Genomic DNA, 15,892 nt, shown 5'->3' with positions numbered 1-15,892 from the left:
CTCCATCAATTCAGTCCGTGCAGTTTGCGAAAACGCTCTGGACTCATGCCTGTATGCCTTTTGAACATCGCACAGAAATAACTGGCGTTCTCGTAACCCACCCGATCAGCCACTTCATATATTCGAAGCTCTCTCTCACTGAACATGAGTTGTTTGCTCCGATTGATCCGTTCTTGGTTCACGTAAAATACAGGTCTGGTTTGGAGTGCCCTCTGAAACAGCCTGCACAAATATTGGGGAGATACCACAGCCACATCGGCCAGTTCCTTCAGCGACAGTGAACGATCCAGATGCTCAGCGATATAACGCAGCACAGGCTTCAAGCGCTCCAGTTCATCATTATAATTGGCGGATGCGATGAGCAGTGGCTTCAGATCCAGCAGCAGGGCATATAATTGTTTGGAGCATTCCACATCGTAATCTGCGTAATCCGTATCACCGCCATTCTCTCCTCTAACCAGAAGTTGTTCCAGCCCACGCAGCAGCGTGGCTGTCCTGAGTCTGCATACGCGTGAACCGGTTATCCCCGCATAAGATAATAACTGGCTAGCCTCTCTCCCCTGAAACGAGACCCACGCCAGCTCCCAGCGGTCACTAATGGGCATATATCGATGCGGAACATCGGGATACAGAAAGAAAACGTCACCCGGTCCGACGATATATTCTTCCTCTTGTATAATCAGTCTCCCCTGACCATGAATAATCTGGTGGATCTGATAATCCGGGAATCCCTCTGGACGCTCAGTTTCATATTGGTGTTCCCAGTAACCAACCGTGGTCATATAGATCGGCAGGCGAGCAGCTTCTTCTGTTTTACCAAAAAAAATCCGGGTATCCATCCAGTACACCACTTTCTCCATCGTTAGTTTCATATTGTGATATATATGGGCAATATTCTTTATTCTCTAAGTCATCATTCAATTCTATAATGACAATATTATAACATTTCAGAAGGAGTTGCTGTTATGCGAAAGAAACTGGTACACACCCCTCCGGCAAATGGATACCCGGAATGGAACAATAATCCCGAGACTTTTCAAGTAAACCGTCTACCCGCACATGCTTCTATGGTAGCGTTTCCATCTATAACAGAAGCATTGTCCAGTGAATCCAACGCATCGCCATGGTACGAATCACTGAATGGTCAGTGGAAGTTTGCCTTTGCGGAGACACCAGAGCAACGGATTACATCCTTTTATGAGAACAACTATGATGCCAGTGACTGGGACGAGATCGCCGTTCCTTCCAACTGGCAACTACAAGGGTACGATTATCCCCACTATACAAATATGACGTATCCGTGGGTCGAGCGTGAGCCTGAATTGAAGCCACCATTTGCACCAACAACTTATAATCCGGTGGGTTCGTACATCCGCACGTTTACTGTTCCTGCAGACTGGAAAGACCGGCCTGTCCTGCTTCATTTTGAGGGCGTTGAATCTGCCTTTTATGTATGGGTGAACGGGGAGCTGGTCGGTTATAGCGAAGATACGTTCACGCCCGCAGAATTTGATATCACTTCGTATCTAACGGATGGTGAGAACAAGCTCGCTGTGGAGGTATATCGCTGGTGTGATGCGAGCTGGCTGGAGAATCAGGATTTCTGGCGGTTAAGCGGCATCTTCCGTGGTGTATACCTGCATTCACCTTCACCGGTTCAGATCGCCGATTTCTTTGTTCGTACTGAACTGGATGACGCGTATCAGGATGCGGAGCTACTGCTGGATTTGAAATTATTTAATCATAATGCCGCGCAGACCCCTGCCGGATTGTCCGTTCAGGCGCAGCTCTATGATGCACAACAGCAGACAGTGCTGAAGCAACCACTTACTGCGGCCGTTACGTTCCAGGGCGAGGATGAACTTTCATTCCAGTTGTCAGCAGAGGTTATGAAGCCGCTACTATGGAGCGCTGAGTCCCCTAACCTGTATACACTTGTGCTGTCCATTCAGGACGAATCAGGCGAAACACTGGAAGCGGTCCGTAGCCGGATCGGATTCCGCAAGTTTGAACTGAAGGACGGCCTGATGCAAATCAATGGCAAACGCATTGTGTTCAAAGGCGTGAATCGTCATGAATTTTCCCCCGATAAGGGTCGAGCCATTGGGCGGGAAGACATGATCCGTGACATCGAGTTGATGAAGTCCTATAACGTTAACGCGGTGCGTACATCCCATTATCCGAATCAGTCACTCTGGTACGAACTGTGTGATGAATATGGCCTTTATGTCATTGACGAAACGAATCTGGAAACTCACGGCACCTGGGATTATGGGCAAAAGGAAATGAATGAGAACAATATTCCCGCGAGCAAACCGGAATGGCGTAATAACGTAATAGATCGCTGTAACTCGATGTTCCAGCGGGACAAAAACCATGTGTCCGTTATTATCTGGTCTCTGGGTAATGAATCCTTCGGCGGCGATAACTTCATTGCCATGTACGATTATCTGAAGCAGGTCGATCCAACACGACTCGTTCATTATGAAGGTACCTACCATTATCGCCCTTCCGATTCGGCAAGCGATATTGAATCAACGATGTATATCAGCCCACAAGATGTGGAGCAATACGCGCGCATGAAGGGACCTAAGAAGCCTTACATCATCTGTGAATACAGCCATGCCATGGGTAATTCTTGTGGAGGTCTGCATCTGTATTGGGAGTTGTTCGATAAATATGATGTGTTGCAGGGTGCATTCATCTGGGACTGGGTTGATCAGTCCATTCGTACCACTACGGCAGACGGTGTAGAATATTTTGCTTATGGTGGCGATTTCGGTGAATCTCCTCATGATGGCAATTTCTGCGGGAACGGATTGATTCTGGCGGATAAGACGGTTACACCGAAGCTGGAAGAAGTGAAGAAATGTTATCAGAACGTTCGTATGGAAACCGTTGATGTCAAAGACGGCCTGCTGCGCATCAAAAACCAGTTCCTGTTCACGGATCTGGGCGAATATTCGCTCGTATGGACAGTAACTCACGATGGCAAATCTGTAGAGAACGGTACGTTGGATATCGCGGTACCTCCTGGCGAATCGGTTGAAGTCCGAATCCCTTATACGCCATCTTCCGATCTGTTCCAGGAAGCGGTGCTGACTGTATCTCTGGTTACCAAAGTGGCAACCAAATGGGCAGGAATAGGTCATGAGATTGCCTGGGATCAGTTCGTGGTATCTCCGAGATTGCGTCCAATCCAATCGATACGTCAAGGACAAGACAATGCGCCGCAGGTACAGGATCTGCAAGATGTATTGAAAGTGGCTACAGGCCAAGTCACGTTGAGCTTCAATCCAGCCACTGGCGCGTTAACATCCTATCAGATTAACAATCAGGAGCAATTGCTCGCACCTGTCCGGCCGAATTTTTGGAGAGCCATGACAGACAATGATATGGGGAACCGCCTGAATGAGCGTTCTGCCTTCTGGAGAGATGCTCACGCTACCAGCAGATTAATTCGCTTTGAACACCATGCAGACGAACAAGGTTTTCTTGTAACGACCGATTATACGTGGGATCAACATCCGGGATGTACGCTGTCCATCACATACCGAATTGATGCGGATGGTGTATTGGAAATCAGTCAAACCCTTATTCCAGGCGTAGGCTTACCTGATCTACCGGAATTTGGTATGCTGCTACAACTGAATAACCGCTTGGATACAATCTCTTGGTACGGCAGAGGCCCGCATGACAACTACGCAGACCGTCTGACCAGTGCACGTCTCGGTTATTACACAGGTGCGGTTCGAGATCAATTTGTTCCATATCTGAAGCCACAAGAGTGTGGTAACAAAACGGATGTACGCTTTGCTGAAGTTACGTCAGCGGATGGTCAGCTTGGCCTTCATGTTGAAGCCACCATACCCTTTGAAATTAATGCGTTGCCGTGGACACCGGAGGAACTGGAAGCAAACGACCATGTGTACAAATTACCTCAGAGCACACAGACTATCGCACGCATCAATTACAAACAAATGGGTGTTGGCGGAGATGACAGCTGGGGCGCACGTACCCATCCTGAATACACTTTGCCAGCCAACCGCGCGTATCACTTCACCTTTACGGTAAAACCTGTATAACATCAAGCAAGTACTGCTGGCAGCATGCCGGCAGTGCTTTTTTTTGTTGGGGCAGTGAATAGTGGGAGTTTGAACTTTGTCATGGGAACATTATAATGAATGAGGTGCAAGAAAGATTTGTACCAGCTATTACTCTATTACGAGGTGAGAATTTGCAATATCTGTTTACCACTCTCTTCATTTTTGGATTTATCGCTTTTTTGGGATTTGTTGTTGGGATGATCTTGTCTATTCGCAAAGGTAATAGGTTGCCAATCAGATTTATTTTTCTAACAACGTACTGTTTTGCGATTGCTTCAATAGGTTTGTATGGGATGCTGAATTTATCTTCGAACTCTACTCAGTCTGAAATAGATCAGACCCCTTCATCCCAGATTAAACTTTCTGGCCTCTACATGACTACCGAAGAATTTAAAAACAAGTTTAATGGCGCCGTAGGCAAATACCGACTGAATGGTTTGAGTATTACCCGCTTGAATATACAAGACTCTTCCGAGCAGGGCACTGACACTTTCGAGTATGTATTCAATGACGAGTTGCGTTTGGTTGGTTCAGTGAATACAGATGAGAGCATACAGGAAGTCAGGTTGTCCGCAACTGGTGATACGCGTAAACCAACAGGTGGAATTTTCTTGACTGCTATCGCCACACTCATTCTCACAACCAATAGTGAGTACACGTATAACGATGCACAAGATGCCATCCAGGATATCGGTCTATTGGATCGTGATGTGAATCAGTCTGATTTTGATGGAGCGACTATTCGCAACGGATTGGAATATCGCTTCAGCGTACAGGATTCTGATCACTCTACTTTTGAAATAACTGTTGCGAAATAAGATACGATTGTGCAAAAAGGCCGCTCCATGAAGGAACGGCCTTTCGTGTAAAATGTACTATTGAAATGATTCAGTAATTGCCACCAAACCAATGATGAACACCTCCCGCATGTGAGAGTTACTCAAAAGTTACATTCTCGCTTTGATTGTTCCAACTCATTTTAAAGGTAATCGGGTCTTTCGTTTTCTCCGCCTCAGTAGCCGTTCCCGACATACTGAACGGTACCCCTTGCTCCTCAAGCGCCTTCCCCTGTTGTTTTATATTATTGCCGGTAAGGTCAAACACAAAATCCTTTATGCGCTTTTCATCACCTATATAAGTAATACTATAGCTCCCTGTTGATCTCTGTAGAGAAACATCCCAGTTATCGCTCTTTCCGTGTAACCTATCATCCGCACCACAAGCTGACAAAATAGATACAATTAATATAGTACAAAGAATCAATGGCAATTTAAATAATTTCATAAAATCCCTCCTTTTAGGAATATACCCAAAAATGTGAGTTGTGATATTTGCTAATCATTCCTGATATCTAATCTATATAAGTTGAACTAAAGTTATTTACACAGACACTACGATGACAGAATAACCTTCCAATCGCTGTTATCCCCAGATTTTTTTGATTCCTTTTCCGAAGGGGAAAATCCGGGGATAAAGGCGAACGCTTTGCTTTTTCAGGTTTTTTCTGTCCTCTCCGTTATCGTGTAAATGATTAGTTCAATTTATATAGTTTAATGCGTCTTACCTTTGTATCACATGATTAACGATTTTCTGAGCATCATATTTAACCCATCCCAACAGTCCTGAACCCCGTGATGTTTGCCAAGGTAGCCCTACAAAGTACAGTCCAGCAACCGGTGATACGCCTCTCTCGTGTATAATTACACCTTGGGCATCAAAAACAGTATTGATATCGATCCAACTATCATTTCGCTTAAACCCAGTCGCCCAGATAATATTGTCTATTTGTGTCTCACTACCATCCTCATATAGGATGCGGTCATCTATTGCATCAATGGCACGTGGGCGCAGGTTAACTTTTCCCTGGGTCATCAATTCCTTTAACTCATAGCCATATACGTACTCAGGCTGATTTCTCAACCATTTTCCAACCATACGATCTGCACTTGCACGTAATATTCCGAGCTTTTCAAAATACCAGAATATACTTCGTTTCATAATATGCAAAGGCCTAAAGGTTATATTTCGAGCTATGGATATGTATACGATTTGTTGTTCATCTGATGTTAACTCTGCAGCAATTTGGGCACCTGAATTTCCTCCGCCTACAACTACTGTTGTTCCAGGAAGCAATTGAGAGATTTTTTTATATTCTGATGAGTGAAACTGAATCACATGCTCGGATAATGCTTTCGCAAAATGAGGAACATTCTTGGTCTGGAAAGGTCCCGTCGCAACGATAATATTGCGCGCTTCAATCATTCCATCATTGGTTTCAGCATAGTACACCTCATCTTGCTTCGAGAGACGGGAGATTACACAGTTTAACTTTATAGGAAGCTGCATTTGCTTGGCGTAACCTTCAAAATAATCTGCAATTTCGTCTTTGCTTGGCAGACCATTTTCATTTCCACTAAGCGGCATTCCCGGTAACCCATCATACATTCGTGGGGTAAAAAGACGCAATGAATCGTACCGTTTACGCCAAGATTCCCCGACAAGTGAGGCAGCGTCAACGATTAAAAAGGTTAACCCTGACTGCTGAAGATAGTAACCTGTTGCCAAGCCTGCTTGCCCAGCACCGATAACCAATACATCGTACATATGTATCATCCCCAATATCGTTTTATGAATTAATATATGAGCACTTGTTCATATGTTCATTTTACTTAACAACTTTCTGTTTAGCAATAGAAGATGAACACATCCGTCCTTTTTTTGAAAAATCAACATTAAAAAAGACTCCCTTACGGGAGCCTTTACTCATTTAAGCGTAGGATACATGTAACGTAACTTTGATCCTAAGTATGATATGTTCTTTTGTTCGTTCGTTAGTTATTACCTGGTGTATCTATCGATGTCATCGATCGCAGACTCGTGCTCTCTTCTATGATGATCCTCATGCTGACGAACGTCATTCTTTAACTTTGCTAAGAATCCCCATCCCATAAAGGCAAGGATAAGTACGGTAATCAGTGCATAAGCAAAGTTATATAGATTCATAAAAAAGTTGATAAATATTGCAGCGAGCATCAAGCCCAGAATCAATAATGTCCACTTTGTACCCTTTCTCAAATCATTTCCTCCTCAAGTCGTTACTTATAAGCTCTCTATGTATCACTGTACATACGAAACCATAGGAACGAGGTTTCAATCTCAGGGCTTCAAATCTACATTTAGAGCGAATTACCGAATCTTTAATTAACATCAGTTCCAAGAGAAAGATCCAATATGCCCGACATCCCTTGCGCAGAAGAGGTACTTACATAATACGAACCCGTCGACAATGCTTTGTCACTATAATATGTATGCTCTTTCCCATCTGCTGGAACACTGCCAGACTTTATCGCGGTTCCACTAGTAGATCCTTCATTGATCGTGAACGTGAAGTGTTTCGAACCCGTGTTTTTAAAACTCACTTTCACATAACTAAATCCTGCCCGAATATCAAACCGATGCGTATTTGTAGTACCTGCGAAATTCTCATTATTAATTACTGTGAATGTAGTTAATGGAGTATCACTAGCATCATTTACTTTTACAAATTTTCGTTCGGAATTAGAAGTGAAATTATAAATAAAGATAATAACAGCAATAGAAACCAAAACTGCCACTATCATTTTTCTAATATGTTTCATGATATATGACCTCCATATCTCTTGATACTAACTTTCATCATACAACTGCTCCCCCACATTGTGACTTTGATTATAAAATACTCAATAACACAAAAACCACTCCTTAATAATTACTAAGAAGTGGTTTTTGTATTATTTATAATTTGTAACAGTGACTGCTTCACAAATTCTTGTCACATCGTAACGAGAATTCACTCTGCCAGGCACATGATGCTTTAAAGGTTTTTACACCTTTATTACATCATGCCGCCCATTCCACCCATACCGCCCATATCAGGCATTCCGCCGCCAGCACCTGCTGGTTCTGGTTTGTCAGCGATAACTGCTTCAGTAGTCAGGAACATTGCTGCTACGGAAGCCGCGTTTTGCAATGCATAACGAGTTACTTTCGCAGGGTCAACGATACCAGCTTCGATCATGTTAACCCACTCGCCAGTTGCAGCGTTGAAGCCGATTCCTGTTTGTTCTTTTTTCAGACGTTCCACGATTACGGAACCTTCTTCGCCAGCGTTAGCTGCGATTGTACGGATTGGTGCTTCCAGAGCACGCAGGACGATGTTTACGCCTGTTTGCTCGTCACCGGACAGAGCTACAGCCGCAACCGCGCTATATACGTTCATGAGCGCTGTACCACCACCGGATACGATACCTTCTTCAACCGCAGCGCGAGTTGCGTTCAGGGCATCTTCGATGCGAAGTTTGCGTTCTTTCAATTCTGTTTCAGTAGCCGCACCAACTTTGATTACTGCTACACCGCCGGACAATTTAGCCAGACGCTCCTGCAGTTTCTCTTTGTCGAACTCGGAAGTTGTTTCTTCCAGTTGTGTACGGATTTGGCTAACACGTGCATCGATATCGGATTTGTTACCAGCACCGTCAACGATGATTGTGTTTTCTTTAGTTACGCGGATTTGACGAGCTGTACCCAGTTGTTCCACAACAGCGGATTTCAGGTCCAGACCCAGTTCTTCCGTGATCAATTGGCCACCAGTGAGGGCAGCGATGTCTTGCAGCATTGCTTTACGACGGTCACCGAATCCTGGAGCTTTAACAGCTACAGCATTGAATGTACCACGCAATTTGTTCACAACCAGCATAGCCAGTGCTTCGCCTTCGATATCTTCAGCGATCAATACCAGCGGTTTGCCTTGTTGAACGATTTTCTCAAGCAATGGCAAGATGTCTTGCGTGCTGGAGATTTTTTTGTCTGTGATCAAGATGTACGGATTGTCCAAAACAGCTTCCATTTTGTCCGTATCAGTGATCATGTAAGGAGAGATGTATCCACGGTCGAATTGCATACCTTCAACCACTTCAAGCTCTGTAGCGAATCCTTTGGATTCTTCTACAGTGATAACGCCATCTTTACCCACTTTTTCCATAGCTTCAGCGATCAGTTCGCCTACTTCTTCGTCAGCTGCAGAGATTGCTGCAACTTGTGCGATGGATTGTTTGGAATCAATTGGTTTGGAGATGGATTGCAATTCAGCAACCGCAGCTTTAACCGCTTTGTCGATCCCTTTACGGATACCGATTGGGCTAGCGCCTGCAGTTACATTTTTCAGACCTTCTGTGATCAGCGCTTGCGCCAATACAGTTGCTGTTGTAGTACCGTCACCGGCAACATCGTTGGTTTTCGTTGCTACTTCTTTAACCAGTTGTGCACCCATGTTCTCGAATGCATCTTCCAGTTCGATTTCTTTAGCAATGGTTACACCATCGTTAGTGATGAGCGGGCTTCCGAATTTCTTCTCCAGAACCACGTTGCGGCCTTTAGGACCGAGTGTTACTTTTACTGCATTAGCCAATGCGTCCACACCACGAAGCATGGAGCGACGAGCGTCTTCACTGAATTTAATGTCTTTAGCCATGTTAAGAAAACCTCCCTAGTTTTTGTTGGAAAATGGTCGTGCTATATGGTTCGGTTATCCGATTAAATTTGAATTAGTCGAGAATCGCGTGAATATCGCTCTCTTTCATAATCAAATATTCTTTACCTTCGAATTTGATTTCTGTACCGGCATATTTGGAGAAAATAACGCGATCTCCTTCTTTCACTTCCAGAGCTACACGTACGCCGTCTTTCAATACTCCTGCACCAACTGCAATGATTCTACCCTCTTGCGGTTTTTCTTTGGCGGAGTCCGGGAGTACGATCCCGAAAGAAGTTGTTTGTTCTTGCTCCAGTGGTTCTACCAATACGCGTTCACCTAAAGGTCTGATCATGAAAAATAGCCTCCTTTTGAAATTATATAACGTTACATTGTAGGTTGTAGCCATATGTATTAGCACTCGACAGTGTTCAGTGCTAACAACCAACTTTATGATACTCAACTTGAAGCATGATTTCAAGTCCTTTTGACGAATTCCTGCGAGAATTTACGTTGAATTTACACAAACATAGCCAAATTACACCCGCTGTGCCTGGTTCTATGTTGCAATTCACTAATCTTATTCTACGAAATTGTTTGACCCTTCTGCAACGTTAACAGACAGTCCCTTCCCCATTGTATCCATTGTTGAACATAATATGCCTGCTTGTCCTGTCGTGTTGTCGGCAGTCTACAGAAATAGCCCGGATAAGAACATACCGTCTTTTCCGGGCACATTACAGCTTGTCCTCATTCAGCCCGCATGTTTCTTATCCTCGGCACGAACGTAGCGGGATTCGATCTCTTCATCGGCTGCAAGCTGCTTGCGATATACGATTGCGGATAATAACACACTGATCTCATATAACAGCAGTAAGGGAATCATCACCAGCAGATCGGAAATAAAGTCTGGTGGTGTAATAACCACTGCAATGAAGATCAGAACAAAGTAAGAGACTCTGCGCATCTTGCGAAGGCGAATTGGATTCAGAATCCGCAGTCCTGTCAGAAACATAATAAGTAAAGGAAGTTCAAATAACAGGGATACAGGCAGCACAATGCCAAACAGGAAGCTGAAATACTGCTTCATCCCGTAGGTCTCCACAAGCCCCATCTTCTCCGTTATCGCTGTTGTGAAGGCAAGTGCCATCGGAAAAATAACATAATACGAGAAAGCCATACCTGTCAGAAATAAAAGAAACACATAGGGCACATACTTCAGCGTTGCTTTTCGTTCGCGCGGCTTTAGCCCTGGACTAACAAACTTCCAGATCTGATACACCGTAAACGGCAGCGTAATAATAAGTGAGAACAACCCTGCAATCTTCATATAGATGCCAATCCCGTCCCAGAACGAGAAGGCATGTAATACAAAACCTTTTGCCGACTCTGCCTTGGTCAGATATTGGTATACCGGGTCCGCCACAAAAAATCCTGCAATCAGTCCCAGCACAAAAATGCTTAGTACATAAATCAGCCGCTTCCGCAGCTCGCTCAGATGTTCCGTAATCGACATTTCTTCCATTTGCTGCGTCATGCCTGCCCCCCATTATTGCCAGCTTAAAATACAAAACCCTTCCGGCAGGAAGGGATTTCTCTTTCATTGCCGTCAAGATTATTCCGGCAGGCGTTTATCAGCAGGCTTGTCTGCAGGTGTGCTCTCAGCCGCCAGCGGTTTCGCCTTCTCCTGCTCTTTGCGATTGGACGAGTCATCCTCAGAGATAATCTCGCGAGCGCCCTCTTTGAATTCACGGAAGGTACGCCCAACTGCACGTCCCAGTTCCGGAAGTTTGTTGGGTCCAAACAACAACAATGCAATCACGGCCAGCAAAATAAAGCCCGTTGGTCCAATGGAACTAAACATTGATATTCCTCCTCGTCTCAAGCTTCGAAGATGCGCATACTCGGCCAGATGTTCATAGATGTCTCTGCTGCGTTCTTAATTTAAGCCCATCATACCATAGATGTAACCACTTACATAACCCGCAAAATTCACAAATAAGAGATGTCACTAGAACAATCTAACAACAGTCATGGCTAATCGGATATCTTGCCCCAGAGTCCATGCTCGATTATTGCTTGAACTGACCCGTAACCATCAGCAGCGCTTCCGGAAGCTGATCCATAATGGCAGCCAGATGTTCATGCACACCCTTTGGTGTACCTGGCAAATTGACGATTAGCGTGCGCCCACGAATGCCACATACCCCACGGAACAGCATTGCAGAACGGTTTTTGCTCATTACACTGTACCGCATGGCCTCTGCCATCCCGGGAACTTCCCGCTCAATTACGCGCCGGGTCGCTTCCGGAGTAATATCACGAATGGCCAGCTCCGTGCCACCGGTAGTCAGCACCAGATCGGCGTGAAAATAATCCGTCATCTCAATCAAAGCCGCAATAATCTCATCGGGTTCATCCGGAACGATACGGTACTCCACGATTTGACCACCCAGCTCTTCTTCCACCAGCTCCCGAATGACTTGTGCACTCGTATCCTCACGTTCCCCGCGGGCTCCTTTGTCACTGGCTGTCAGGATTGCTGTTCTCCACACCATAAAGATCACCCTTCTCCTCTATGAAAATAAATATTGCCTATCGGCTGTAATCACCGTTTTTGCCACCACTCTTGGAATTCAGCATGGTTGGACCGATAATCATATCTTTTTGCATGGCCTTGCACATGTCATAGACCGTCAGTGCTGCAGCTGAGGCAGCCGTGAGCGCCTCCATCTCAACACCCGTTTTGCCTTCGGTTTTGACAGTAACTTCAATGTGTAATTCATCCACTCCGTTATCATGAAAACGAATATCCACACCCGTCAGTGCCAGTGGATGGCACATCGGAATCCAGTCCGACGTTTTCTTCGCGCCTTGAATCCCGGCAATCTGAGCCACAGCCAGAACATCACCTTTGCCGATTCGGCCCTCCCGAATCGCTTCCAGTGTATCTGGATTCATCGTCACTTTGGTTACGGCCACAGCCGTACGTACGGTAATTTCCTTACCTGAAATATCAACCATCCGGGCCCGCCCCTGTTCATTAAAATGGGTCAGTTTGCCACCCGAAGCCTGGCCGTTGTTCACTTCTGAACTCAATCACATCACAACCCTTTATTCGATATGTAATATACCTTCGGTTGTTATCAACAGATCAATCCGCAGATCGAGCAGGTCCATCGGGATCTCCTCTTGTAACTGACCCGGCAATACCATCGCAGCCATCAACGGTTTCTTGCCCGTCATCACACAGGTTGCTGCAAGCATCTCGGCAAAACGATCATAATAACCGCCACCATAACCAATACGCCCGCCATGGAGATCATAACCAAGCCCCGGTACCAATATGAGATCGATATCCGGCCAATCATCAGGCGTCAGGACTTCACAGGAATCCTTGGGTTCCGGTATCCCCCATATGCCTGGCTCCAGATCTTGTTCTCCAGTCACTCGCCGTAGCTCCATTCGAGGTGGATTCGCCAACACTTTTGGTGCAAACATCACATCTCCATGATTCCAGCCCTCTTGAAACAGAAAAGCTGTGGACGCTTCGCTTCCATAGGACAAATAACTGAATATGACGAGTGGTCTGTTCACAACCTTGCTCTTGGCCTGTCTAAGGCGCTCCAGCTCCCGCTTCACTCCAGCGTTAATCTTAGTCATCGCCTGCTGATGCATGCTTGCATCCATCAGATCACGGCTCTGTCTCAGTCTGGATCGAAGCTGACTTTTCAGTTCCGCATGATCCTGCATATCCTTGAATAACCTCCTGTTGATAGGGAAGGTAGAAAAAAGCTCTCATTAAAAACAATTTATATGTTATGACCAGTTGTCATCTTGTTGAAATGGTTAAAATGATTCATTTTCTGCAAAATCCTCATGTAATAACATGCCTTCTTTCAGTTTATCATTGATTGATCAAAAAGACTACATGCCCCATGCGTTCCCAATCGGTGCAATTGCTCTGTATTTCATGTAAACTGGGATATAGTTGTCATATCAAGAACTGGACCTATGGAGGAACTTAATTTTATGCTGCTGCAAGTATCCGGAATTATCAAACGTTTTGGTGTCGATCCAATCCTGGACGGCGTGAACTTACAAATATTAGAACGCGAGCGCATCGGCCTCGTTGGTGTAAACGGTGCAGGGAAATCCACTTTGCTCAAAATTGTAGCCGGTGAAATGTCCTATGACGGAGGACAGATTTTCAAGTCCAAAGAAACGACGCTCGGTTACCTGGCTCAGAACAGCGGGCTACAATCCGACCGTAACATCTGGGAAGAAATGATGAACGTCTTCGCTCACCTGACACAGGCTGAAGCTGATTTGCGTCAGATGGAACGCGATATTGCCGACCCTGCCCAGATGGAAGACGAGAAAAAGTATGCTGACCTACTGGAACGTTATGCGAAACGCTCCGACTGGTTCAAGGACCATGGCGGTTATGAGATGGAAACCCGCATTCGCAGCGTACTGCACGGAATGGGATTCGGCGAATTTTCGCCAGACACCCCCATTGCTACTCTGAGCGGCGGGCAGAAGACACGCCTTGCCCTTGCTCGTATTTTGCTTCAGGCACCCGATCTGCTCATGCTGGACGAACCTACCAACTATCTCGATATCGCCACCCTTACTTGGTTGGAAGATTATCTGAGAGGTTATTCAGGCGCACTGCTCGTGGTATCCCATGACCGGTACTTCCTTGATCGACTCGTAACAACCATCGTTGAGATCGAACGTCACCGCTCCAAAAAATATACGGGAAATTACAGCCGTTATATGGAGCTCAAAGCTGCCGAATATGAAACTCAGATGAAGCAATATGAGAAACAGCAAGGCGAAATCTCCAAGATGGAAGATTTTGTCCAGAAAAACATTGTACGTGCTTCGACGACCAAACGGGCGCAAAGCCGGCGCAAAGCCCTCGACAAAATGGAGCGGCTTGATAAACCGATGGGAGATTTGAAAAAAGCCCATTTTTCCTTCGAAACCGCCGTTATGTCAGGCAAGGAAGTGCTTCGAGTAGATCAGCTGTCTGTCGCTTATGACGAGGCTTCTCCATTGTTCCGCAACGTATCCTTCGATCTGCGACGCGGGGAAACGGTTGCTCTGATTGGACCAAACGGTATTGGTAAATCCACCATGCTGAAGTGTCTTACGGGAAGTTTACGTCCGGTAAGCGGGGAGATCCAATGGGGAACAAAAGTGCAGATTGGCTATTATGATCAGGAACAGACTGGGCTCAATCCGTCCAACACGGTTCTGGAAGAACTGTGGAGTGCCTATCCCGGGATGGAAGAAGCACGCATTCGGACCGTACTGGGGAACTTTTTGTTCAGCGGTGACGATGTGCTCAAGAAAATTTCCTCCCTCAGCGGCGGTGAGAAGGCACGTGTCTCTCTCTCCAAGTTGATGCTGAAGGAAGCCAACATGCTCATTCTGGATGAGCCTACGAACCATCTCGACCTGTTTGCCAAAGAAGTGCTGGAAGCGGCATTAATGGATTATGAAGGCACCCTGCTGTTCATCTCCCATGACCGGTACTTCCTCAACAAAATGGCTGAACGCATTGTTGAACTTCATCCAGGCGGCACAGAGCAATATCTCGGTAATTACGATGATTATGTGGAGAAAAAACAGGAGCTTGAGGACATCGCACGTGAAGCTGCTGAGGCACGTCAGGCTTCGTCCAAGAACTCGTCCAAATCCGATCTGAACACAGCCACAACCGAAAAATCCGGAGCGGCTTCATTCGAAGCGGAAAAACAGGCGAAGCGTGAAGAGCGCAACCGACAACGCAAGCAGGAAGCTCTGGAACAACAGATTGCGGAGTTGGAAACGAAGATCACCGAACTTGAGGCACAGATGGCTCTGCCTGAAATCTATCAGGATTATATGAAGCTGCAAGAACTCCAGCAACAATCGGAGGAACACAAAGCAGAACTCACCAAAGCCTACGAGGACTGGGAAGAACTAGCTATGGAATAGTACGAATAGTACAGACTCAGACCATGGCTTGATCGCGTCATACAATTATAGTAGTACCACCGGCTGATTCCTTATTGGGATCAGCTTTTTGTTTGTTGAGGATGCGTATTGAAGCTATGCACCCTATCTTCTTTATGTTCCTTGAGATTGAACTCTAACATACGGAGGTTGGGAGAGCTGTTTTGGCTTTTGTCAAATTTACTCGAATGAAGAAAAATATTTTTATCCCCCTGTTCCTCAGACTTATCCACAAGAAAGCAAGATAGCAAGCACATTAATAAGCTTA

Annotated in this window: 15 protein-coding genes; 3 read left to right on the top strand and 12 right to left on the bottom strand. The window is 45.6% G+C overall.

Annotation, left to right across the window (positions count from 1 at the left end):
• Window positions 1-5: 5 nt before the first annotated feature.
• Window positions 6-872 (bottom strand): AraC family transcriptional regulator, encoded by an 867-nt coding sequence (locus tag C161_RS06865; RefSeq protein WP_235193752.1) that lies wholly within the window; start codon window positions 870-872, stop codon window positions 6-8.
• A 93-nt stretch (window positions 873-965) separates the two neighbouring features.
• Between C161_RS06865 and C161_RS06860 the strand changes: the two genes are divergently transcribed.
• Both C161_RS06860 and C161_RS06855 read left to right on the top strand, forming a co-directional pair.
• The gene (locus C161_RS06860; RefSeq protein ID WP_036668979.1) at window positions 966-4,085 is read left to right on the top strand and encodes a glycoside hydrolase family 2 TIM barrel-domain containing protein; all 3,120 of its coding nucleotides are present in this window, start codon (window positions 966-968) and stop codon (window positions 4,083-4,085) included.
• Window positions 4,086-4,399: 314 nt separating this feature from the next.
• A complete protein-coding gene (locus tag C161_RS06855; RefSeq protein ID WP_235193751.1) occupies window positions 4,400-4,924 on the top strand; it encodes a hypothetical protein in 525 nt (174 codons plus the stop codon).
• Between the two features lie 118 nt (window positions 4,925-5,042).
• On the opposite strand, the gene C161_RS06850 is transcribed toward C161_RS06855, so the two are convergent.
• From C161_RS06850 to C161_RS06800, 11 genes are all read right to left on the bottom strand, one after another.
• Window positions 5,043-5,390, bottom strand: a complete 348-nt coding sequence (locus C161_RS06850; RefSeq protein WP_036668974.1) for a hypothetical protein — start codon at window positions 5,388-5,390, stop codon at window positions 5,043-5,045.
• A 276-nt stretch (window positions 5,391-5,666) separates the two neighbouring features.
• Window positions 5,667-6,710: a flavin-containing monooxygenase gene (locus tag C161_RS06845; protein WP_200869408.1), complete on the bottom strand. Its 1,044-nt coding sequence runs from the start codon at window positions 6,708-6,710 to the stop codon at window positions 5,667-5,669.
• Between the two features lie 234 nt (window positions 6,711-6,944).
• On the bottom strand, window positions 6,945-7,181 hold the full coding sequence (locus C161_RS06840) for a hypothetical protein (RefSeq protein ID WP_036668969.1): 237 nt from the start codon (window positions 7,179-7,181) through the stop codon (window positions 6,945-6,947).
• A gap of 122 nt (window positions 7,182-7,303) precedes the next feature.
• Window positions 7,304-7,744, bottom strand: coding sequence for a hypothetical protein (locus C161_RS31425; protein ID WP_051449617.1), 441 nt, complete (start codon window positions 7,742-7,744; stop codon window positions 7,304-7,306).
• Window positions 7,745-7,980: 236 nt separating this feature from the next.
• Entirely contained in the window at window positions 7,981-9,615 is a 1,635-nt protein-coding gene (groL, locus tag C161_RS06830) for a chaperonin GroEL (protein ID WP_036611259.1), read from the bottom strand.
• A 73-nt stretch (window positions 9,616-9,688) separates the two neighbouring features.
• Window positions 9,689-9,970, bottom strand: a complete 282-nt coding sequence (gene groES / locus C161_RS06825; RefSeq protein ID WP_017690077.1) for a co-chaperone GroES — start codon at window positions 9,968-9,970, stop codon at window positions 9,689-9,691.
• Window positions 9,971-10,369: 399 nt separating this feature from the next.
• Entirely contained in the window at window positions 10,370-11,152 is a 783-nt protein-coding gene (gene tatC / locus C161_RS06820) for a twin-arginine translocase subunit TatC (protein ID WP_017690078.1), read from the bottom strand.
• Between the two features lie 78 nt (window positions 11,153-11,230).
• On the bottom strand, window positions 11,231-11,479 hold the full coding sequence (gene tatA, locus C161_RS06815) for a twin-arginine translocase TatA/TatE family subunit (RefSeq protein WP_036668966.1): 249 nt from the start codon (window positions 11,477-11,479) through the stop codon (window positions 11,231-11,233).
• 208 nt (window positions 11,480-11,687) lie between these two features.
• Window positions 11,688-12,173 carry a MogA/MoaB family molybdenum cofactor biosynthesis protein gene (locus C161_RS06810; RefSeq protein WP_017690080.1) on the bottom strand — a complete coding sequence of 162 codons (486 nt, stop codon included), beginning with the start codon at window positions 12,171-12,173 and terminating at the stop codon, window positions 11,688-11,690.
• A gap of 37 nt (window positions 12,174-12,210) precedes the next feature.
• Complete coding sequence (moaC, locus tag C161_RS06805; protein ID WP_306068493.1) at window positions 12,211-12,702, bottom strand: cyclic pyranopterin monophosphate synthase MoaC; 492 nt, start codon at window positions 12,700-12,702, stop codon at window positions 12,211-12,213.
• Window positions 12,703-12,729: 27 nt separating this feature from the next.
• Window positions 12,730-13,368 (bottom strand): 5-formyltetrahydrofolate cyclo-ligase, encoded by a 639-nt coding sequence (locus C161_RS06800; protein ID WP_036668962.1) that lies wholly within the window; start codon window positions 13,366-13,368, stop codon window positions 12,730-12,732.
• 279 nt (window positions 13,369-13,647) lie between these two features.
• Here C161_RS06800 and C161_RS06795 point away from each other — a divergent pair, with 279 nt between their 5' ends.
• Window positions 13,648-15,606, top strand: a complete 1,959-nt coding sequence (locus C161_RS06795) for an ABC-F family ATP-binding cassette domain-containing protein (RefSeq protein ID WP_036668959.1) — start codon at window positions 13,648-13,650, stop codon at window positions 15,604-15,606.
• Window positions 15,607-15,892: the final 286 nt, after the last annotated feature.

Origin of the sequence: Paenibacillus sp. FSL R5-192, assembly GCF_000517845.1 — a bacterium.
GTDB lineage: Bacteria > Bacillota > Bacilli > Paenibacillales > Paenibacillaceae > Paenibacillus > Paenibacillus amylolyticus.
The sequence above is the reverse complement of the archived record's forward strand: the minus strand, read 5'-3'. Positions and strand labels throughout refer to the sequence as shown.